Source organism: Myroides sp. TSA_177.3 (genome assembly GCF_052691955.1).
The window spans coordinates 1-21,627 of sequence record NZ_JBQZGD010000012.1; the positions used below are offsets into that span (position 1 = coordinate 1).

At 37.5% G+C, this 21,627-nt stretch carries 23 protein-coding genes and 1 riboswitch; of the genes, 17 read left to right on the forward strand and 6 right to left on the reverse strand.

The features are described 5' to 3' along the window. Positions 1 to 427: 427 nt before the first annotated feature. Positions 428 to 1,039: a polysaccharide deacetylase family protein gene (locus ACUTSE_RS11925; RefSeq protein ID WP_445640379.1), complete on the forward strand. Its 612-nt coding sequence runs from the start codon at positions 428 to 430 to the stop codon at positions 1,037 to 1,039. On the opposite strand, the gene ACUTSE_RS11930 is transcribed toward ACUTSE_RS11925, so the two are convergent. From ACUTSE_RS11930 to ACUTSE_RS11940, 3 genes are all read right to left on the reverse strand, one after another. After that, positions 1,034 to 1,327, reverse strand: coding sequence for a thioredoxin family protein (locus ACUTSE_RS11930; RefSeq protein WP_002987774.1), 294 nt, complete (start codon positions 1,325 to 1,327; stop codon positions 1,034 to 1,036). The two genes, ACUTSE_RS11925 and ACUTSE_RS11930, sit on opposite strands and share 6 nt — an antisense overlap. A gap of 76 nt (positions 1,328 to 1,403) precedes the next feature. Continuing rightward, on the reverse strand, positions 1,404 to 2,639 hold the full coding sequence (locus ACUTSE_RS11935) for a metallophosphoesterase (RefSeq protein WP_445640380.1): 1,236 nt from the start codon (positions 2,637 to 2,639) through the stop codon (positions 1,404 to 1,406). 205 nt (positions 2,640 to 2,844) lie between these two features. Continuing rightward, on the reverse strand, positions 2,845 to 4,002 hold the full coding sequence (locus tag ACUTSE_RS11940; protein WP_445640381.1) for a hypothetical protein: 1,158 nt from the start codon (positions 4,000 to 4,002) through the stop codon (positions 2,845 to 2,847). A gap of 253 nt (positions 4,003 to 4,255) precedes the next feature. On the opposite strand from ACUTSE_RS11940, the gene polA reads away from it, so the two are divergent. From polA to ACUTSE_RS11980, 8 genes are all read left to right on the forward strand, one after another. Then, complete coding sequence (gene polA / locus ACUTSE_RS11945) at positions 4,256 to 7,063, forward strand: DNA polymerase I (protein WP_445640382.1); 2,808 nt, start codon at positions 4,256 to 4,258, stop codon at positions 7,061 to 7,063. A gap of 267 nt (positions 7,064 to 7,330) precedes the next feature. Beyond that, positions 7,331 to 7,894, forward strand: a complete 564-nt coding sequence (locus ACUTSE_RS11950; RefSeq protein ID WP_002987785.1) for a 1-acyl-sn-glycerol-3-phosphate acyltransferase — start codon at positions 7,331 to 7,333, stop codon at positions 7,892 to 7,894. Positions 7,895 to 7,925: 31 nt separating this feature from the next. Then, positions 7,926 to 8,489 (forward strand): hypothetical protein, encoded by a 564-nt coding sequence (locus ACUTSE_RS11955; RefSeq protein ID WP_445640383.1) that lies wholly within the window; start codon positions 7,926 to 7,928, stop codon positions 8,487 to 8,489. Positions 8,490 to 8,708: 219 nt separating this feature from the next. Further along, positions 8,709 to 9,164 (forward strand): 50S ribosomal protein L13, encoded by a 456-nt coding sequence (gene rplM / locus ACUTSE_RS11960; RefSeq protein WP_036462661.1) that lies wholly within the window; start codon positions 8,709 to 8,711, stop codon positions 9,162 to 9,164. Beyond that, on the forward strand, positions 9,164 to 9,550 hold the full coding sequence (rpsI, locus tag ACUTSE_RS11965) for a 30S ribosomal protein S9 (protein WP_002987796.1): 387 nt from the start codon (positions 9,164 to 9,166) through the stop codon (positions 9,548 to 9,550). Before rplM ends, rpsI begins: the two co-directional genes overlap by 1 nt. A 141-nt stretch (positions 9,551 to 9,691) precedes the next feature. Continuing rightward, positions 9,692 to 10,435: a 30S ribosomal protein S2 gene (rpsB, locus tag ACUTSE_RS11970; RefSeq protein ID WP_002987799.1), complete on the forward strand. Its 744-nt coding sequence runs from the start codon at positions 9,692 to 9,694 to the stop codon at positions 10,433 to 10,435. Between the two features lie 106 nt (positions 10,436 to 10,541). After that, entirely contained in the window at positions 10,542 to 11,507 is a 966-nt protein-coding gene (gene tsf / locus ACUTSE_RS11975) for a translation elongation factor Ts (protein WP_445640384.1), read from the forward strand. A gap of 89 nt (positions 11,508 to 11,596) precedes the next feature. Continuing rightward, positions 11,597 to 12,772 (forward strand): dicarboxylate/amino acid:cation symporter, encoded by a 1,176-nt coding sequence (locus tag ACUTSE_RS11980; RefSeq protein ID WP_445640385.1) that lies wholly within the window; start codon positions 11,597 to 11,599, stop codon positions 12,770 to 12,772. A 116-nt stretch (positions 12,773 to 12,888) separates the two neighbouring features. Here the strand turns inward: ACUTSE_RS11980 and ACUTSE_RS11985 are convergent, their stop codons facing one another. Both ACUTSE_RS11985 and ACUTSE_RS11990 read right to left on the reverse strand, forming a co-directional pair. Further along, the gene (locus ACUTSE_RS11985; protein WP_445640386.1) at positions 12,889 to 13,551 is read right to left on the reverse strand and encodes a hypothetical protein; all 663 of its coding nucleotides are present in this window, start codon (positions 13,549 to 13,551) and stop codon (positions 12,889 to 12,891) included. A gap of 237 nt (positions 13,552 to 13,788) precedes the next feature. Then, positions 13,789 to 14,076 carry a hypothetical protein gene (locus ACUTSE_RS11990; RefSeq protein WP_445640387.1) on the reverse strand — a complete coding sequence of 96 codons (288 nt, stop codon included), beginning with the start codon at positions 14,074 to 14,076 and terminating at the stop codon, positions 13,789 to 13,791. A gap of 83 nt (positions 14,077 to 14,159) precedes the next feature. Beyond that, positions 14,160 to 14,256, forward strand: a riboswitch (TPP riboswitch). 61 nt (positions 14,257 to 14,317) lie between these two features. Here ACUTSE_RS11990 and thiS point away from each other — a divergent pair. The 8 genes from thiS to ACUTSE_RS12030 are packed head-to-tail and all read left to right on the forward strand — an operon-like array spanning position 14,318 to position 20,956. Then, on the forward strand, positions 14,318 to 14,524 hold the full coding sequence (thiS, locus tag ACUTSE_RS11995; protein WP_002987811.1) for a sulfur carrier protein ThiS: 207 nt from the start codon (positions 14,318 to 14,320) through the stop codon (positions 14,522 to 14,524). 42 nt (positions 14,525 to 14,566) lie between these two features. Continuing rightward, entirely contained in the window at positions 14,567 to 16,384 is a 1,818-nt protein-coding gene (gene thiC / locus ACUTSE_RS12000; RefSeq protein ID WP_445640388.1) for a phosphomethylpyrimidine synthase ThiC, read from the forward strand. A gap of 1 nt (position 16,385) precedes the next feature. Further along, a complete protein-coding gene (locus ACUTSE_RS12005) occupies positions 16,386 to 17,018 on the forward strand; it encodes a thiamine phosphate synthase (protein WP_445640389.1) in 633 nt (210 codons plus the stop codon). Then, positions 16,985 to 17,737, forward strand: coding sequence for a hydroxymethylpyrimidine/phosphomethylpyrimidine kinase (locus ACUTSE_RS12010; RefSeq protein ID WP_445640390.1), 753 nt, complete (start codon positions 16,985 to 16,987; stop codon positions 17,735 to 17,737). The genes ACUTSE_RS12005 and ACUTSE_RS12010 overlap by 34 nt, the downstream gene beginning before the upstream one ends. Beyond that, positions 17,730 to 18,350 (forward strand): thiamine phosphate synthase, encoded by a 621-nt coding sequence (gene thiE, locus ACUTSE_RS12015; RefSeq protein WP_445640391.1) that lies wholly within the window; start codon positions 17,730 to 17,732, stop codon positions 18,348 to 18,350. Before ACUTSE_RS12010 ends, thiE begins: the two co-directional genes overlap by 8 nt. After that, entirely contained in the window at positions 18,347 to 19,117 is a 771-nt protein-coding gene (locus ACUTSE_RS12020) for a thiazole synthase (protein ID WP_445640392.1), read from the forward strand. Before thiE ends, ACUTSE_RS12020 begins: the two co-directional genes overlap by 4 nt. A 2-nt stretch (positions 19,118 to 19,119) precedes the next feature. After that, positions 19,120 to 20,241 (forward strand): 2-iminoacetate synthase ThiH, encoded by a 1,122-nt coding sequence (gene thiH / locus ACUTSE_RS12025; RefSeq protein ID WP_445640393.1) that lies wholly within the window; start codon positions 19,120 to 19,122, stop codon positions 20,239 to 20,241. Then, positions 20,189 to 20,956, forward strand: coding sequence for a HesA/MoeB/ThiF family protein (locus tag ACUTSE_RS12030; RefSeq protein ID WP_445640394.1), 768 nt, complete (start codon positions 20,189 to 20,191; stop codon positions 20,954 to 20,956). Before thiH ends, ACUTSE_RS12030 begins: the two co-directional genes overlap by 53 nt. 14 nt (positions 20,957 to 20,970) lie before the next feature. Here the strand turns inward: ACUTSE_RS12030 and aat are convergent, their stop codons facing one another. Then, positions 20,971 to 21,621, reverse strand: coding sequence for a leucyl/phenylalanyl-tRNA--protein transferase (gene aat, locus ACUTSE_RS12035; RefSeq protein WP_445640395.1), 651 nt, complete (start codon positions 21,619 to 21,621; stop codon positions 20,971 to 20,973). Between the last annotated feature and the right edge of the window lie 6 nt (positions 21,622 to 21,627).

The window sequence follows — 21,627 nt, forward strand, 5'->3', positions numbered from 1 at the left end:
TAAAATTATCATATTCTCAGTTAGCAAATCTAAAGGACATACTGAGTGGTTACTGGGGGGTGAATACAACGCTTGTTACGTTCCGATTTCACCGCCTCACCTTCTCATCGCCTCACCCAAAATAAAGGTATGCAGTAGCTTTGTTGTAGGTTTCTTAGACTTTTCTTGGACATTCCTTGGACTATACTTGGAGAATACTAGGAAAACACCCCCTTTTGTCGAAGGAATGTCGAAGGAAACTCCAAGGAATGTCCAAGAAGGGTTGAAGGAAAGCTGAAGAAACCTTATTCAATTCCCTAGCCTTAAATCAATAAATCTTACAAAAAACAAATCGCACAAAAAACAAATCGCACAAAAAACAAACCTCACAAAGTACAAACCTCACTAACCTCACAAAAAAACAAGTCAATTTTCTTATCTTTGAATCATGCGAATCCTTCCTTTTCTTTTTCCTCGTTATACTTGGCAGAAATCCAAGAAAGACAAAGTAGTTTATCTCACTTTTGACGATGGACCTATACCAGAAGTAACGGAATGGGTATTGGATGTATTACAGCAACAGCAGATACAAGCGACTTTTTTTTGTATTGGGGATAATATTAGAAAACATCCTGCTATCTTTCAACGCATCCTAGCAGAACAGCATCGCATTGGCAACCATACCTTTCATCATGTAAAAGGATGGCAAACAACGATTGAAGATTACATAGCGAATACAGAACAGTGTCAACAAGAGATTGTCAAACACCATAAAGAAGGCACTTCTTTATTTCGTCCACCGTATGGAAAAATAACGAAGAAACAAGCCAATTATTTATTGAACCAAGGATATGAGATTATCATGTGGTCAATCATCACCAAAGATTACGAAGCAGGTTTAAGTCCGCAACAATGTCTAAAGCGCACAATTAAACGGATTACACCTGGCAGTATAATCGTTTTTCACGATAGTTTAAAAGCGGAAAAAAACATGAAGTATGCGCTTCCTTTACTTCTTGAGTATTTAAAGAAAGAAGGCTACTCCTTTGCAACTTTATAGGGTTTGCGTTACGCTGAGTAAGGCTTCTGTTTCCATTACTCCGCTTTGTCTCCAAATCATGGCTCCTTTTTTGTACAACAACATCGTAGGAACTTTCTTAATACGCAACGCTTCGATTAACTCATTATTTTTAGCTACATCAATTTTAACGATACGCAATTGATCTCCCATAGCAGCTGCAACTTCATAGATTACAGTGTCCATAGCAGTACATGCTTCATTCCATTGGGCATAAAAATATACTAATACAGGTACTTCTGCTGTTACTAAATCTCCGAATTTTGACATAAATCTCTCAGTTACTGATTTTACTTATTCTTTAACAACTTATTCTTACAAAAATATTACATTTTATCAAAATAAACTATTTTTTCTTGCGCAATTCGAGAACTGTTATCTCTGGCCAAATCCCAGTTCGTCCTTGGTAGGCATGATAACCAAATCCGCGATTCACATAGATCATTTTCCCCATCTTTTCATACAAGCCTGCCCATTGTTTATATACGTATTGAATCGGGCTCCATTTAATAAAACCGGGGATTTCAATTCCAAACTGACTACCATGAGTATGTCCTGCTAAAGTCAACTGGAAGTTTTTAGGATGATCCAATACTTTCGCTTCCCAATGAGAAGGGTCATGCGACAACAACACTTTAAAATCCTCCGCTGTTACGCCAACCGTTGATTGATCTAAGTCACCATATTTCATGAAATGAGCGCGTTCTCCCCAGTTCTCCACTCCAACAATAACAAGGCTATCTTCTCCTTTTTGCAAGCGCACATGTTCATTTCGCAATAACTTCATCCCAATAGCAGGGCTCAAATTACAAATGGCTTTAAAGTTGCGTTCGCGTTCTTCATCCGTTTCCCATTGGATGTATTCTCCATAATCGTGATTACCTAAAATAGAATAATTACCAAAGGGATGTTGTTCAAGCTTTTGAAACACATCCAACCAAGGCGTCATTTCACCCGCTAAACTATTGACTAAATCCCCAGTAAACAACAAGACATCTGACTGCTGTTGATTGACTAAATCAATAGCATATTCTAATTTTTCTCGATTGTCAAAACTACCAGAATGAATATCGGAAAGTTGCGTGATGGTGAATCCATCAAAAGCCTCTGGCAGATCTTCAAAAGTCAAGATGTGTTTATGCACCTGAAACTTGTAGCGTCCGATTGTAATTCCGTGTAATACAGAAATAAAAGGAATTGCAGCAATTCCAAACGCAAGTTGGGTAATGAATTTTCTTCTTTCTGGAAGGAATCTATCTTTTCGCGTTATTTTCTCTCTTTTAAAGTAGTGTATGATACCGCGAAATACGCGTACAAAATCCTCTAAAAGCAACAATATTGTGATTAATACTTTCGGTAAGTAAACTAAAATAACCAACGCAGCGGCCAACATCGATTGGTGATTTTGTCCAGATGAACGATCAAAACGAGAAAATCCATAGGCAATATAAGCCACAATCAAGGCAGAGCAGATAAAATATAGTATTCGAAAAAATTTATGGCGTGTCAACTGTTTTACCGCTTGAAAGGTATAAAATTCAACAAGCAATAAAACAGGGAGTAAGAATGCTAAATTCAACATAGTAAAAGGCTATAAGTAACAAAGTTAGTTTTTTGTATAACGTATCAAAATATCTTTAACAAAGATTAATAACCTTCAAGCAAAAACTGCGATTTTTCTCCTTTTTACAAACAAAAAAAGACAAATACAAGAAATCTTGCATTTGCCTTTCATCCTATACTAAACACGGAGAATTTTTATCTTCCAATTTAGTTTATCTTATTTTTTATGATCTAGGTTCACCCTTTACAGGTACGCCTTCAAATTTTGCTTTGAAACGTTTAGTTACATCGCTTTTTCTCACCATTTCTATTTCTACTTTATAATCCGTAGCAGATGTTTTTGCAATTTTAATTTCGCCATAATCGATATCTGTATCCAAAGCGTTTGTGCCTTTATTCAGAATCGTAAAAGTTCTACTTACCTCATCAGCTCCAGGTCTTCCTGGCCTTTGACTTGCGTTGAGAACATAACGCCCTTCTTTCAAAACATCTTCCTCTGCTTGAGCTGCAGCAACGGTAAATTGCACCTTCCATTGGTCGCTAGATAAATATAAATAATACGCTACTGTATGTCCTACTTCATCCCCAACGAAATTCATGTTCGTCATTATCTTTAATTCTTCATCAACAGGAGCTTCCGATTCTTTTTTCGTACGTGCTTCTTCCTGCACAAGAAGTTGAGCATCCGTTGCTGAGATTCCTGCAACATAGATGATATAATCTGTATCTGGTTTTGGAACTTTAGGTTTCAACGTAGTAGGTCCATCTACCTTTACAATAGAAAAACCTTCTTCCAACACCTCTTCTGCGGTCATGGTTCTTCCTTCCATTGCGCTTTTCTCAACAATCATATAACGCATTTTCACTGCACCTGTTGGAGTTACTGTAAAAATTACACGTTCATGTGTTGAATCAACATCTGTAATCGTAATAGCAATATCAATCGCTTTTTTTGTTTTAAACGCTGTTCCTTTCTCATCAAATGTAACAGCATCTTCTTTATTTAAGGCCACAGCATATAAAACGTATTCTTTATCTGCTTCTAATTCTTTTACAACTTGTTCTGCTTTAGCATCAGCCACTAATGTTCCTTTTTCCATTACTTGCTTTGCTGTAACAGCAAGATCTTTTTCTTGAACTAAATAGTAAATTTTCTCTGCACCCGTAGCTTCAAACTTAAAAGTAACAGATTCCTCCTCTACCGTAACAACCTCTACTTTCAACGTCGCTTTCTCTACAGTCTCTCCCGGCTCTTCCGGCCCTTCTGGTTTTGGATCTACTTTTATAAGGTAATTATGGTCATCACTAGAACAACCTACAGTGGTGATTAACCCCGAAGCTACCAGCGCTAAAACCCCTAATTTAAGGTGAAATTTTTTCATAATATTATTTTTTTTAACAATAAACAATACGCAATTGTATCAATAAAAAAGCAATAAAGCTAACTTTAAAAACAAATAATGACCTAATTAATAAAATTATACAAAAGAGGAGGCCTACAACAGCAACTCTTTACTTTAAAAACCATTCCATCCTATTAGAACGATCTGTGTTCCCTTTACACTTATTCACACGTAGAAAAAACAAAATCACTATCTTTGAAATTAATTCAGTATTAAATAAAACCATCATTCAATGGCTCAACAAAAACGTCTTTTTTTATTAGACGCCTATGCTTTAATTTTTAGAGGATATTATGCGCTTATTAAAAACCCAAGAATCAATTCTAAAGGATTAGATACCTCTGCTATTTTAGGATTTATGAATTCCCTTTTGGATGTCATCAAAAGAGAGAATCCGGATCATTTAGCTGTTGCTTTTGACAATGGGGGGAGTAAAGATCGCTTGGCTATCTTTCCAGAATACAAAGCCAATCGCGATGTAACTCCTGAGGCAATTAAAATTGCAGTTCCTTACATCAAAGAGATTTTAAAGGCGATGCATATTCCTATTATTGAAGTTTCAGGTTTTGAGGCAGATGATTTAATTGGAACTATTTCTAAACAAGCTGAAAAAGAAGACTTTATGGTGTATATGGTTACACCAGATAAAGATTACGCACAGCTTGTTTCGGACAATATTGTCATGTACAGACCTGCGCGAATGGGCAACGGTATTGAAATTTGGGATGTTGAACGCGTAAAAGAGAAATTCGAAGTAGATCATCCTGAACAGGTTATTGACTTTTTGGGGATGATGGGAGATGCTGTAGATAATATTCCGGGGTTACCTGGAGTTGGTGAAAAAACGGCAAAAAAATTCATCAAAGAATACGGATCAATGGAAAACCTTTTAGCTCACACCCATGAACTAAAAGGAAAAATGAAAGAAAACATCGAAGCCAATAAAGAGAAAGGATTACTTTCTAAAAAACTAGCGACGATTATCTTGGATTGTCCGGTAACGTTTAATGCGGATAATTATATTTTAGAACAACCGGATGTTGAAAAAACAGATGCGCTATTCATTGAACTGGAATTCAGAAGAATGAAAGAGCAATTCGACAAGATTTTCTCTTCAACACCGCAACCAGCGACTGCGACTACAACTGCGACATCCTCTGGCACTCAAGAAGAGCAATTTTCTTTGTTTGACACGGGAGAAGGAAGTAGCACGCAATCCCCTTACCAAACCTTAGAGACGACACAACATGTCTATCAGTTGGTTCAATCCCCCATGGCTATTCGCTTGTTAGCACAACAATTAATGCAACAACAAAGTGTTTGTTTCGATACAGAAACAACGGGCTTAGATCCTTTAACTGCGGAATTGGTAGGACTTGCATTTTCTTATGATAAAGGAACAGCATACTATGTCCCTTTATCTGAAAACAGAGCGGAAGTATTAGCGACATTAGAGCACTTCAAGCCTTTCTTTGAATCCGAAAGCATTGAAAAAATTGGACAAAACTTAAAATACGATATCAAAGTTTTAAAACAATACGACATTCAGGTGAATCATCCCTTGTTTGACACGATGATTGCGCATTATTTGATTAATCCAGATATGCGTCATAACATGGATGTATTGGCTGAAACTTACTTGAACTATACCCCTCAACCGATTGAAACCTTAATTGGAAAAAAAGGAAAAAACCAAAAATCGATGCGTGAGGTAGAGGTTGAATTAACCAAAGAATACGCAGGAGAAGATGCAGATATTACGTTTCAATTGAAACAAGTATTCTTACCCCAATTGGAAGCCACTCAAACGGCACAATTATTCAGAGAGATTGAAATACCTTTAGTTTCCGTACTAGCGGACATGGAAAATGAAGGAATTCGCTTAGACGTTGATTTCTTACATTCATTATCGACTACATTAGACAGCGATATTAAACAATTAGAGCAGTCTATTTACGAAACAGCAGGAGAAACCTTCAACTTAGCATCACCTAAACAATTAGGAGATATTCTATTTGAAAAATTACAAATTGGAGGATCTAAACCAAAGAAAACAAAGACAGGACAATATGCAACTGGAGAAGAAATCTTAAGTGATTTGGCGCCTAAACACGCTATTGTACAAGATATTTTGAACTGGCGTCAATTGATTAAGCTTCAAAACACCTATGTAGATGCATTACCGAAGCAAATCAATCCGGTAACGAATCGCGTGCATACAGAATATATGCAAGCCGTAGCAGCCACTGGCCGTTTGAGTTCAAACAACCCCAATTTACAAAATATTCCGATTCGTACAGAACGCGGGCGCTTGGTTCGTAAAGCATTTGTTGCGCGCGATGAAAATTACGTCTTATTAGCGGCGGATTACTCTCAAATTGAGTTGCGTATTATTGCTGCATTGAGTGAAGAACCTAATATGATTGAGTCGTTCAAAAACGGAGAAGATATTCACCGCTCAACAGCAGCGCGTGTATTCAATGTTCCATTAGAAGAAGTAACCAAAGAGCAAAGAAGTCATGCTAAAACGGTCAACTTTGGAATCATCTATGGTGTTTCTGCCTTTGGATTGAGCAATCAAACCAATTTATCTCGTGCAGAAAGCAAAGAATTGATTGATACGTATTATGAAACTTATCCTAAACTAAAAGACTATATCGCACAACAAATTGAGTTTGCACGCGAATATGGTTATGTACAAACGATTTTAGGCAGAAGAAGATATTTAAAAGATATCCATTCACAAAATGCTGTCGTGCGCAGTGCGGCAGAGCGAAATGCGGTTAATGCTCCTATTCAAGGAAGTGCTGCAGATATTATTAAAATTGCGATGATTCGCATTCACAAGCGATTAGTCAGTGAACAATGGAAATCGAAGATGCTATTACAAGTACACGATGAGTTGGTTTTTGATGCACATAAGGAAGAATTGGATGCGTTAAAAACCATGGTAAAAGAAGAAATGGAAAGTGCTTTCAGCTTAGCAGTACCTTTGGTTGTTGACCTAGGAGTTGGAGAAAATTGGCTTCAGGCACATTAATAATTATATACCTGTATTGCAAAACTACCTGAACATCAAGGATAGAACGAAAAAAAGTTTGTTTTTTGATATTCTATACTTGTTTATGTTCGTATTGCATTTACACTTGACTTTATCCATAGTATGTGGTCCTATTTTACAACTTAGTTGTAATCTCAATAAAACAAAAGGTTATTCCGCTGGAATAACCTTTTGTTATGGCTTGCGTTAAAATCGAAATAGTTCCAAATTAAAAACTATTTTTGTACTTCATTTTAAATCAAGGCCATGAAGAAATTATTGGGCAAATTGATGTTAGGCATCACAGGTTGGAAACTCGTTGTTCACGACGAATCTTTCAAACAAGAAAAAAAAGTTATTTTGATCTGTGTGCCCCATACCACCAATTGGGATTTTTACTACAGTCTCGCTTGTTTCTGGATTTTAGGTATGCCTTTTAAAATTTTCATCAAAGATTATTATACCAAATCGTGGTTTGGTTTTTTCTTCAAAGCGATTGGTTGCATTGGAGTAGACCGCACCAAGAGTCAGAATTTAGTAGAATATGCGGTTCAAGTTATTGAAGAGGCCGATGAGATTGCTTTGATTAATACCCCTGAAGGTACCCGTTCCTTTTCGCCCAAATGGAAACAAGGTTTTTATCATATCGCAAGACAAACGAATATACCGATTGCTTTATGTTATGCCGATTACAAAAAGAAGCAATGCGGCATTCTAAAATTAGTGCGTGTCGAGGACAAATCCTTTGAAGCCTTATTGGATGAGATTGCACCATATTATAGTCCAGCGATGGCAAAGTATCCGGAGAATTACAATCCTAAGTTGTATTAATTTGCTGTACGTAGTATCTTTAGCTAAAAACATGAGAATTGTATTCGGACTCTTTTTTAGTCTTTTACTACTAGCGAGTTGTAAAAGTAGCCTTGCGCCTTCTACGTTAAAACAAAATGCTTTAGCCTTTGAACTTTGTGAGCTCTATGGATCCGATCAAGGTCTTCGAACAAAAGCCCTTGCCCCTACAAATAACCAGATACTACCAAAAATTGATTCTATCAATTTCACTAAGCTTGTTGCCTTTGTGCAAGAAAATGGGATGCCAAATGAAAATTTATTGGGCAAGGACAACTATGCTATTGAATGTGTAAAAATGGCTGGTTTTTCTATTTTACTACACAATCCAGAAAAATTAGTTCATGATACGGAATACTATCATTTGTTCTTTCAAGAGGTACAAGCTGGACGGATGTCTGGTGAAGCTTTTGCTTTGATTATAGACAAATATTATTGGTCACGTCAGCAGAATTTAGCCTATGGGAGTTCATTTGGACAACCTTGTTTGCGTGATAAAGAGGATGTTAATCAACGCAGGAAGTTACTCGGTATAAAAGAATTAGAAGACACTGAGTTTAAGGAATGTACTAATTAATCCCTATAACTTCCTTTTCAATTGTTCATTTTTCGCTTTTTTTGACAAGTTATACGTGTATAAAAGGAAGGAGTTTTTGATTCAAACAAATTACAACTCAGCTTGTTAAAAGCAAATAAAAGCAAAAAACAGTGGTATGGATTTGTATAATAAAAGAAATTATGTAATTTTGCACTCCCTTTATTGGGAATGGAATGTTTAATTAAATACAAAATTATTGTGGAAAGTTTAAGCTACAAGACTGTATCGGCAAACAAAGCAACTGTTCAAAAAGAATGGTTAGTTGTAGATGCTGAAGGCCAAAATTTGGGTCGTCTTGCTTCTAAAGTGGCAACACTTTTAAGAGGTAAACACAAGACAAATTACACGCCGCACGTAGACTGTGGAGACAACGTAATCGTAATCAACGCAGAAAAAATCAACCTAACAGGTAACAAATTAGATGACAAGACTTACATCCGTCACACAGGTTACCCAGGAGGACAAAGATCTTTAACTGCTAAAGTAATGCAACAAAAAAATCCTGCATTATTAGTAGAGAAAGCAATCAAAGGGATGTTGCCTAAGAACAAATTAGGAGCACAATTATTCCGTAATTTAAATGTTAATGTAGGCGCTGAGCACAAACATGGAGCTCAACAACCTAAAGCCGTTAATTTAAACGAAGTTAAGTAATGGGAGTTATTCACAAAATCGGTAGAAGAAAGACCGCTGTTGCTCGTGTTTATGTTTCAGAAGGAACAGGAAACATTACAGTAAACAAAAAAGATTTTAAAATTTATTTCCCTACAGGTACATTACAGTACAAAGTATTACAGCCTCTTACACTTACTGAGAACGCTGAGAACTTTGACATCAAAGTAAATGTATATGGTGGAGGAACTACAGGACAAGCTGAGGCAGTGCGTATGGCAATTGCTAGAGCTATGTGCGAAATTGATGTAGAGAACAGAGCAGTTCTTAAACCAGAAGGATTATTGACTCGTGACCCACGTATGGTTGAGCGTAAGAAATTCGGTCAGAAGAAAGCTCGTAAGAGATTCCAATTCTCTAAACGTTAATATTTATTTATTATTAAAAAATCTAGGTTTTTGTTGCGCACTTGCATTTTTTGTAAGAAGTAGTTTAGCATCTAAATGGTTGAGACCGAGTAAATCGCTACTTGATCATTGCTAAAGTAACAGAACGTAAACTATTAGAAAATGGCAAACAAAGTAGAAGTAAAAGAATTACTAGAAGCAGGTGTTCATTTTGGACACATGACTAGAAAATGGGATCCAAACATGGCTCCTTATATCTATATGGAGCGTAATGGTATTCACATTATCAATCTATATAAAACTGCAGCTAAAATTGAAGAAGCGAATGAAGCTTTGAAAAAAATCGCTGCATCAGGAAGAAAAATCCTTTTCGTTGCTACAAAAAAGCAAGCGAAAGACATCGTAGCTGAAAAAGCAGCTGCAGCTAACATGCCTTACATCACTGAAAGATGGCCAGGTGGTATGTTAACAAACTTCGTTACTATCCGTAAAGCTGTTAAGAAAATGGCTTCTATTGATAGAATGAAAAAAGACGGTACATTTATGACGCTTTCTAAGAAAGAGCGTTTACAAGTTGAGCGTCTTCGTGCAAAATTAGAGAAAAACTTAGGTTCTATTGCTGATATGACTCGTCTACCAGCTGCTCTATTTGTTGTAGATATCAAAGCTGAACACATTGCGATTAAAGAAGCACAAAAATTAAACATTCCGATCTTCGCTATGGTGGATACGAACTCTGACCCACGTCAAGTTGACTACGTTATTCCAGCAAACGATGATGCTTCTAAATCAATCGATAAAATTTTATCTTTAGTTACTGCTGCTATTATCGAAGGTAATGCAGAAAGAAAATCTGAAAAAGAAGAAGCTCCAGCTGTAAAAGCGGATGCTGAAGCTAAAGCATAATTTTTTAACAATATCATAAAGTCGTTATGCTGATAGATGTTTACCTTTGTATTCAACTGTCAATAACGACTTTTTTAATTTATTAACTCTTTAAAAGATTACTAAAATGGCAAATATTACTGCTGCAGACGTAAATAAGCTAAGACAACAAACAGGTGCCGGAATGATGGACTGTAAAAAAGCGTTAGTTGAGGCTGAGGGAGATTTCGATAAAGCAATCGAAGTTTTACGTAAAAAAGGACAAAAAGTTGCTGCTAACCGTTCTGATCGTGATTCATCAGAAGGTGCTGCTGTAGCTCTTGTTAACGCTGACAAAACTAGAGGTGTTGTTCTTACATTAAACTGTGAGACTGACTTCGTAGGTAAAAACGAAGGTTTCCAAGCATTAGCAAAAGAATTAGCTGAAAAAGCAATCAACTTCAATACAAAAGAAGAATTCTTAGCTTCTCCATACAATGACACAATGACTATTGCTGACAAATGTATCGAGCAAACAGGAGTTATCGGTGAGAAAATCGAAATCGGTTCTTTCGAAGTATTAGAAGGAGCTTTCATCGGTTCTTACGTTCACGGTAACAAAATTGCTGCTATCACAGCTTTATCTTCAGCTGTTGCTAAAGCAGAAGAAATCGCTAAAGACGTTTCTATGCAAGTAGCTTCAATGGGTGCTGAGACTTTATCTTACAAAGATTTTGATCCAGAATTCATCACTAAAGAAACAGAAGCTCGTATCGCAGTTATCGTTAAAGAAAACGAAGAGTTAGTACGTTTAGGTAAAACACTTAAAAATGTACCTCAATATATTTCTTACGCTCAACTTACTGAAGAAGTATTGAAACAAGCGGAAGAAGATGCTAAAGCTGAATTAAAAGCTGAAGGTAAACCTGAAAACATCTGGGATAGAATTTTACCTGGAAAAGTTGCTCGTTTCATCAGTGACAATACAACTTTAGACCAAGAGAAAGCATTATTAGACCAAAACTTCATCAAAGATGAATCTAAAAAGGTTTCTGATTATGTAAAATCTTTTGGAGTTGAAATCACAGGATTCAAAAGAGCTTCATTAGGATAATATATTTCCTTGAAAAATTAAAATATCAAACCTCAAGCATTTTGTTTGAGGTTTTTTTATTTATTTTCGTATTTTTAAAACAAAAAAATATGAAACTCATCAAGAATAGCTTATTATTACAAATCGTATTAGCCATTGCCTTAGGGACGTATTTAGGAGATCTCCTTCCCTTGGGTATGAGTAGAATTTTTAGCACCTTCAATGCACTCTTTGGTAATTTTTTAAACTTTATCATTCCTTTAATCATTGTAGGGTTAATTATTCCTGCCATTGGTAATATTGGCAAAGAAGCAGGTAAGCTATTAATAATCACAACGGGATTAGCTTATGGTTCTACCCTATTAGCGGGTTTTAGCTCATACGCGGTTTCCATTAGTATCTTTCCTCAATTTCTTCTTTCCCAATCTACGGACCTAGCTGTTGAGCCTGAACAAGTACTCATTCCGTACTTTTCTATTGAGATCCCGCCCCTATTTGATGTGATGAGCGCCTTAATCCTCGCTTTCATCGTTGGGATATGCATCTCTAAAGGCCCTTTTACGCATTTAAAAGGCGTTTTTAACGAGTTTCAATCCATTATCATGACAGTAATAGAGAAAGTGATTATTCCTTTCTTACCCCTCTTTATTTTTGGTGTATTTCTAAATATGACCTATAGTGGTCAAGTTTTCGTCATTCTTGAAACGTTCTTGAAAATTATCGGCGTTATTTTCGCCCTTCACATTGTATTTTTAATCTTTCAATATTGTCTTGCTGGACTTGTGGTCAAAAGAAATCCGTTTCTTTTAATGAAGAATATGCTACCGGCTTATTTTACAGCTTTGGGCACACAATCATCGGCAGCAACGATTCCCGTAACACTAGAGTCAACGCTAAAAAATGACGTAAATCCTAAAATAGCGGGGTTTGTCATTCCATTATGCGCAACCATTCACTTAGCTGGAAGTACGCTAAAAATTGTTGCTTGTGCTATTGCCTTAATGCTCATTCAAAACGTTCCTATTGATCCATTCGCAATGATTGGTTTTATTCTCATGCTAGGCGTTACCATGATTGCCGCACCAGGTGTACCAGGTGGAGCTATTATGGCTGCACTAGGAGTATTACAATCTGTTTTGGGATTTGACGCTGAACAACAAACATTAATGATCGCTTTATACGTAGCTATGGATAGTTTCGGTACGGCATGTAACGTAATGGGAGATGGTGCGATTGCGCTGATTGTGGATAAGATCGGAACAAAAGATTTCGTATCAACTGAATAATACATAAAAAGCCCCATCATGGGGCTTTTTATGTATTACCAGTCAACTTACTCAAGCATAACTAAGATTAAACAATACAAAAAGATCATTATTGTATGATGTACTTTCCTACTCACTTATTTACATCTACCTTGAGCAACATCTCTTTCAAAATGTTCTCCTCCTATAAATTCGATATATTGTCTATCTATACCAAAACTTTCTAGGATACTTTGCACAGCTGTATTTTCATTCCAAGCCCCTTTTTTATTTAAAACAAATAAAGCAAAAGTCATGTCTTTGTTGGCAGGGTCTTCTCCGTGATTAATCATCAATAATTTAATTGTATTCTCATCAATTTTTCGAACATATAAATCTGCTTCATATGAAATAGGTTGTCCATTATTTGGAATATAATTTAACTTACCAAAAATTCGATTCTCTTCTTGTGTTGTACACATATACATTACGTTAATCTTATCATACAGATTCGTATTAACATTTTTAATTTCTTCTACATAATAAAAGCCTCCTTTTTTATTCATACCCATTTTAAACTTATGCATATAATTTTCTATAGAATAAGTTTCGGTATTAAACAATTCCTCCATTTTTTCTGTCGTAAAAGGATACTTGAGCCTATTGTCTATGATGTAATGACTTATGATCTCAGTTGCCTCCCATTCATGATTCAAAAGTGTTCTCAACTCTTTGCTATCCTTACTCATGACATCATCCGACTTACAACCAGAAAACACAAACAACACACACAAAACCAATACAATCCAACATTTTTTCATATAAAAAACTAATATTACGTTATCGCTATAAAACTTTTATTTTTTTTATGCCATTCTTACTTCTTTCGTAAAAGAGTTTGAATCTGAGTCACAGTTATTAAAAAAGTTGGAAAATCAAAAATAAAAAGTCAAAAAACAGTCTAACACTTTATTATTTTTTATTTATCCGATTGCAAAAGTAGTATTTTTTTACCAAAATTAACTAAATAAAATATTTTCACGAAAATATTCGCATCATCAATCCTCTAGCCCATTCTTTTTTAAAAAGTGTTTATAATAATACGTATTAACCTCCCACATAACAGTTAAATAACCCAATATCCCTCCTAACATCCAAATTATCAAATCATATACCAGTTGCATCCTAAGAACAATAGTAAACTCGTCAAAAAGCAAGGATAATAGCATGGTGAATATCCCAACAAGCAATCCAAAAATACTACCTTCCAAAAAGCCATATCTCAGTCGTCCCATTTCTATTTTCTTTTTCCAATTCTCAATGAATTTAGCTTCTGATTTTTTCATATTCCTTAATTTGCAAAACAAGATACAACATTTGAACTTAACTAAACAGAACTTGCTTCCCATCAAATAATCCTTATATTTGCTTCCAACTTTAGGGGTGTCTACATCGTGTAGGCTGAGATTTTACCCTTTGAACCTGATCTAGTTCATACTAGCGTAGGGAAAAGTAAGATGACTTCATTCGGTACATCCTGTACTGGCGTGTGGCCATTCCTAAAGTTATATCAACAAAATAAAAGGAATGGAACTACACATCAACAATCAGAAATTTCACTTTGAACAGCTGCAAATCAGCATTCAGACTATGCTTGATTTACACGGCACAACGCAACAAAAAGGCATTGCTGTTGCAGTGAATGCTACGGTTATTGCCAAAGCGGACTGGAGTACTTATCTCTTATCCGAGGCAGATGATATTTTAATTATCACAGCAACCCAAGGCGGTTGATTCCATTTTAACACGACGATTATAAACAATAAATCAGATTATATGGAACAACACGAAAAGATTTCACAAACTCCTTTTCCCAATTCAAAAAAGGTGTATGTAGCGGGAACACTATTTCCCATTCGCGTAGCGATGCGTGAAATTACCTTAAGTGATACGAAACTCAGTCAAGGCGCACTAGAGAAAAATCCGCCAGTCACTGTCTATGATACCTCTGGGGCTTATACCGATGAGCAGTTTGATATCAATATCAAAAAAGGGTTACCCCGTTTAAGAGAATCTTGGATTTTAGATCGACAAGATGTTGAAATTCTAGATACACTTACATCTGCTTATGGGCAACAACGAGCAGAAGATCCTAAGTTAGCTCATTTGCGTTTTGAATTTATACATAAACCCAAAGTAGCTAAATCAGGACAAAATGTAACCCAGTTACACTATGCAAAGCAAGGAATTATTACTCCCGAAATGGAGTATGTAGCTATTCGTGAAAACCAACGCTTAGAGCAACTAGATGCTGTTTCTCCTGCATTGAAGCAACAGCACCAAGGGAATAGTTTTGGAGCTAATACGCCCAAAAACTATATTACACCTGAATTTGTACGCGATGAAATTGCGGCAGGGCGTGCGATTATTCCCAATAACATCAACCATCCCGAAAGTGAGCCTATGATTATTGGGCGCAACTTTCTTGTAAAAATCAATGCGAATATCGGAAATAGCGCCGTTACCTCAACCATTGAAGAAGAAGTAGAAAAAGCGGTTTGGGCTTGTCGCTGGGGCGCAGATACAATTATGGATTTATCTACGGGAAAAAACATACATGAAACGAGGGAATGGATTATTCGCAATTCACCTGTACCCATTGGAACCGTCCCCATTTATCAAGCTTTAGAAAAAGTAAAAGGAATAGCCGAAGATTTGACTTGGGAGATTTTCAGGGATACGCTCATTGAGCAAGCCGAACAAGGGGTTTCGTATTTTACCATTCACGCAGGTGTACTCTTGCGATACATTCACTTAACGGCCCAACGCGTTACGGGTATTGTTTCACGAGGAGGGTCCATCATGGCTAAATGGTGCTTATTCCATCACCAAGAAAACTTTTTATACACGCATTTTGAAGAAATATGCGAGATTATGAAACGTTATGATATCGCTTTTTCTTTAGGCGATGGACTCAGACCTGGTTCTATTGCTGATGCCAATGATGCGGCACAATTTGCGGAATTAGAAACCTTAGGTGAGTTAACTAAAATCGCTTGGAAGCACGATGTACAGGTCATGATTGAAGGACCAGGACATGTACCGATGCACCTCATCAAAGAAAATATGGAAAAGCAACTACGCGATTGTGGAGAAGCTCCTTTTTACACCTTAGGCCCTTTAACAACGGATATTGCCCCTGGTTATGATCACATCACCTCTGCTATTGGTGCTGCTATGATCGGGTGGTATGGAACAGCCATGTTGTGTTATGTAACGCCAAAGGAACACTTAGGCTTACCCAATAAAAAAGACGTCAAAGACGGTGTGATTACTTATAAGTTAGCTGCTCATGCAGCAGATTTAGCCAAAGGACATCCAGGCGCACAATACAGAGACAATGCCTTGAGCAAAGCTCGTTTTGAATTCCGTTGGGAAGATCAATTCAACCTGTCTTTGGATCCGGATACCGCTCGAGAGTTTCACGATGAAACCTTACCTGCTGATGCTGCTAAAGTGGCTCACTTCTGTTCGATGTGTGGCCCTAAATTCTGTTCGATGAAAATTTCACAAGAAATTCGAGATTCGGCAGAACAAGGCATGAAAGAAATGTCGGAAGAGTTCATCAAATCTGGAAAAGAAATCTATCTATAGTATGGTGGTCATTACGCCTCCATATCATCATCCAAAAGAAATAAGCCTCGCCAATACCATGTTGGAAAGAGGCTTACCTCTTTTGCATATTAGAAAGCCTGATTTCACTTTTGAACAGCTTCAAGAATGGATTGAAAACATCAGTTATCAACATCATGACAAGCTAGTTATTCACATCCCAAGCCCTGTTATCAACAATTATCCTAAAGTTTTTAAACAATATGTCCAACTTATCAACAGTCTAAAGGCACAATATGCCCACTTATCAACAGATAATTGTTCATTTGTTAATAACTATGCACAGAAACTGCCCTATTTGTCAACAAGTGTTCATAACTCTACCGAATGCGAGAAGTTATCAACAAGGCATCAACGCGTTTTTCTCAGTCCTGTTTTCGACAGCATTTCTAAAATAGCGTATCAACCGACCCTCCATTGGCCCTCTTTTTTAGCTGATTGGAAATACCCTTGGATTCAAACGGTTGCTTTAGGAGGAATCACCCCTGATTATCTGGCAACCGTTCGCAATATGGGATTTGATGATTTTGCAGTTCTCGGTGCCATATGGCAAGCAGCAGAACCCCTTAAAATTTTTGATTTATGTTACAAACAAGACCAATTGCTCTTTCGATAGCAGGGTTTGATCCTTCGGGAGGAGCTGGATTACTAGCCGATATCAAAACATTTGAAAACCATCAGGTGTATGGTTTGGGCATTCTCACGGCCAATACGATTCAAACGGAAGATGCATTTGTAGCTATTCGCTGGGAAAAACGAGCCTATATACTTCAACAACTCGAGGTTATCTTACAACGTTATCAACCACAAGTCGTAAAAATAGGCATTGTAGAATCCGGAGAGGAGCTTTTACATTACCTCCAGGTAATCAAACAGCATATTCCCCAAGCGTATATTATTTGGGATCCCGTTTTGCGCTCAAGTACTCATTTTGATTTTACAACAGGTATTGGAGGTCAAACGCTTGAAGCTATACTGCTTCATCTGGATTTAATCACCCCTAACTACTTTGAACTAGACCAGCTGATTCCAATAGGAACAACTCCATTAGAAAAGGCACAATCGCTCTCTGCTACTTGTGCTGTTTTACTCAAAGGGGGACATCATCCAGAAACTAAAGCTGTCGATTACCTCTTAACTGCTGATGAACAATATTCGTTTTATCCTCAACAGGTGTATCCCTCAACCAAACACGGTACGGGCTGTATTTTATCTTCTGCTATTGCGAGTCAGCTCGCTTTAGGGGATTCGCTCTATGAAGCGGTACAAAAATCAAAACAATACGTCGAAAAAATTTTGGCGTCCAATTCAACTTTATTAGCTTATCATGTTTAATCCCATTCAATATATCAGTCAGGGCGATACCCCGCAAGAACAATTGTACCACATCGAATCCGTTTTAGATGCGGGACAACGATGGATTCAATTCCGATTTAAAGACACGCTTACCTCTATTCGATGGAAAACCGCAGAGCAAGTGAAACTCCTTTGTGATAGCTATCAAGCAACCTTACTCATTAACGATGATCCCGATTTGGCCCTAGCCCTTGATGCCAATGGTGTTCATTTAGGTCTTCAAGATCGATCTATTGCCGAAGCACGAGCCTTACTTCCCCATAAAATAATAGGCGGAACAGCCAATACCCTTGCTGATGTAAAACAACGCCTAGGTGAGTCTTGTGATTATATCGGATTAGGTCCTTTGCGCTATACACCGACGAAAAAGAAACTGAGTCCCTTATTGGGATTTGAAGGTTACCAACAACTATTGACGGCACTAACCCCAGAAGAAAAACAAATACCAATTGTAGCCATTGGAGGTATAACCCTAACCGATGTACCCGTATTACAAAAACTAGGATTATCGGGTATTGCTGTATCGAGTTTACTCCATCAAGCGCAATCCCCTCAACAACTTATACAACAACTAAATACTTACTTCTTATGACCCCATTTCAACTAGGAGATAAAACCTTCCACTCTCGATTATTTTTAGGCACTGGCAAGTACGGATCTAACGCTGTCATGGAAGCAGCTACTTTAGCCAGTGAAACTGAATTCATCACGGTTGCTTTAAAACGATTGGATTTAAAACAGGAAAACAATGCTTTATTGACCCATTTGAATCATCCGCATTTGCACTTACTTCCCAATACTTCAGGAGCTAGAAATGCAAAAGAAGCTATTTTGGCGGCTCAACTAGCCCGCGAAGCTTTAGAAACAAATTGGGTAAAAGTCGAGATACATCCTGATCCAAAATACTTATTACCTGATCCTATTGAAACCTTACTAGCAACAGAAGAACTAGCCAAACAAGGTTTTTATGTGTTGCCTTATATTCACGCAGATCCTGTGCTCTGCAAACGATTAGAAGAGGTTGGAACAACGGCTGTCATGCCTTTAGGTTCTCCTATTGGCACCAATAAAGGATTGAAAACTTTGGATTTCTTGGAAATTATCATAGAAAATAGTCGCGTGCCCGTTATTGTGGATGCAGGAATTGGCGCACCTTCTGATGCCGCTAAAGCCATGGAACTTGGTGCAGATGCTGTATTAGTCAATACTGCTATTGCCGTTGCAGGTGATCCAGTTGTTATGGCTAAAGCCTTTCAGCAAGCAGTTCAAGCAGGAAGAATGGCGTACGAAGCTCAATTGGGCGCGATTCAAAATCACGCCCATGCCTCTAGTCCTTTAACCTCATTTTTATACCAATAACCATGACGTTTTACGATGTTTACACCCAGTATTCCTGGGATGAAATTCGCCAACAGCTCAACGCTACAACACCAGAACAAGTGGTTCAAAGCCTCAGTAAATCAAAGCGAAATCTAACTGATTTCCTTCACCTGATTTCGCCTGCAGCTCGTCCTTTTCTGGAGCCAATGGCTCAACTCAGCCAACAGCTGACACATAAGCGTTTTGGCAAGACCATTCAGCTCTATACTCCCATGTATTTGAGCAATGAGTGTCACAATATTTGTACGTATTGTGGATTTAGTATTGATAACAACATCCGCAGGAAAACCTTAACCTCTATCGAAATAGAACAAGAAATTAACTTGCTCAAAGGTCAAGGATATGATCATATTTTATTGGTTACGGGTGAAGCCAATCACACTGTTAACCTTCGCTATTTTGAACAAGCCATCAAACAGATTCGCACTTCCTTTTCTACCCTTTCGATTGAAGTACAACCGCTAGAGCAAAACGAATATGAAGTCTTAGCTCAACTCGGGGTATATGCCGTATTAGTCTATCAAGAAACGTATCATGAAGCAGTCTATAAACAGTATCATCCCAAAGGTAAAAAATCCAATTTCCGCTATCGCTTGGAAACACCTGACCGCATTGGACAAGCAGGCATCCACAAAATAGGATTAGGTGTATTATTAGGGCTAGAAGATTGGCGTGTGGATAGTTTTTTTACTGCTTTACACCTCGATTACCTTCAAAAAACCTATTGGAAAACCAAGTATTCTATTTCCTTTCCTCGATTGCGACCCGCGGAAGGCAATGTAGAACCTAATTTTATCATGGAGGATATTGATTTACTTCAACTGATGTTTGCCTATCGCATCTGGAATGAAGATATTGAGCTCTCTATCTCTACGCGCGAAAGTGAATGGTTTCGCGATCACGTGATTGGATTGGGAGTTACTTCTATGAGTGCGGGATCCAAAACAAATCCAGGGGGATACAGTGTTGATCAAGGTTCACTCGCGCAATTTGAAACGTGCGACCAGCGATCAACAGCCGACATTTATCAACTGATTCAATCCAAAGGTTATGAACCGATCTGGACCGATTGGAATCAGAGCTATGCAAATTTCTCATTCTAATCCTATGCTAGAAGTTCACGATTTTTTACGTTACAGCCGTCCAATGAATTTAACTGAAGTTGGAACTGCAGGTCAATTAAAAATTAAAAATGCACGCGTATTAGTTCTAGGCGCTGGTGGATTAGGCTCTCCTATTCTCACCTATTTGGCAGCCTCTGGAATAGGGTATTTGGGAGTAGTTGATTTTGATCGTGTGGAAATACACAATTTACATCGGCAAATTCTATTTACAGCACATGATATTGGACAATATAAAGTAGATGTTGCGGCCAAACGCATTGCTCAGCTCAATCCTCATATTCACTTTCACATGCATAGAGAAAAGGTAACCGCTGACAATGTTGAGGCTCTTTTTACTGCCTATGATTATATCGTAGATGGAACGGACAATTTCACTACGCGTTATTTGGTTAATGATGCTTGTGTTTCATTAAACAAACCTTTGATTTATGGCACCATATTGGGGTTTCAAGGACAATTAGCCGTCTTCCAACACCGGAATTCTAAAAATTTACGGAATATATTTCCTGAGGCTCCTGACCCGAAAGACATTCCCAATTGCAGCTTACACGGTGTATTGGGTACTTTTCCAGGCATTATCGGGACAATGATGGCCCAAGAGACACTCAAGGTTATTTTAGATGCAAATCCCTTACACAATCAATTGGTATTAATTGACACCTTAAATTGGAAAATCCAAACGTTAGCTTTTTAACGTTTGGATTTTCTTTATTTTTTATCGTATAAATAGGTCATATAAGTTTCACGGGGAATTTCAACTGCGCCTAATAATTCGAGATGCGGATTATACACCTGACAGTCTAATAATTGGTAGTTTTCTTCTCTGAGTTTTTGAATCAACTGATGAAAAGCAACTTTACTAGCATTAGATACCAAAGAGAACATGCTTTCTCCGCAGAAAATCCCATGTCCTACATCCACACCATACAACCCGCCTACTAAGCGTCCTTCTTGCCATACTTCAACGGATTTCGCATAGCCTAACTGATGTAACTCGCAATAAGCGGCCAACATTTCATCCGTAATCCAAGTTCCATTTTGTCCTTGTCTTTTTACTTGTTGGCACTGTGTAATCACAGCTTCGAAATGCGTATTGAACGTCACTTGAAATAGTGCTCTGTTCAAGATATTGCGCATGCTTTTTGAAGGTTTAAATGTGGCTAACTCAACAACCATTCTTGGGTTAGGCGCCCACCAAGTGATTGGTTCACCATCTTCAAACCACGGAAATACACCATGTTGATAGGCCAAGAGTAACCAATCTGCAGTAAGTGCACCACCAATGGCTAAAATTCCGGATTCATGTGCTGTTTCAACTGGAGGAAACCCTAAGTAATTGGGATCTAAAATAGCTATCATAGAGAA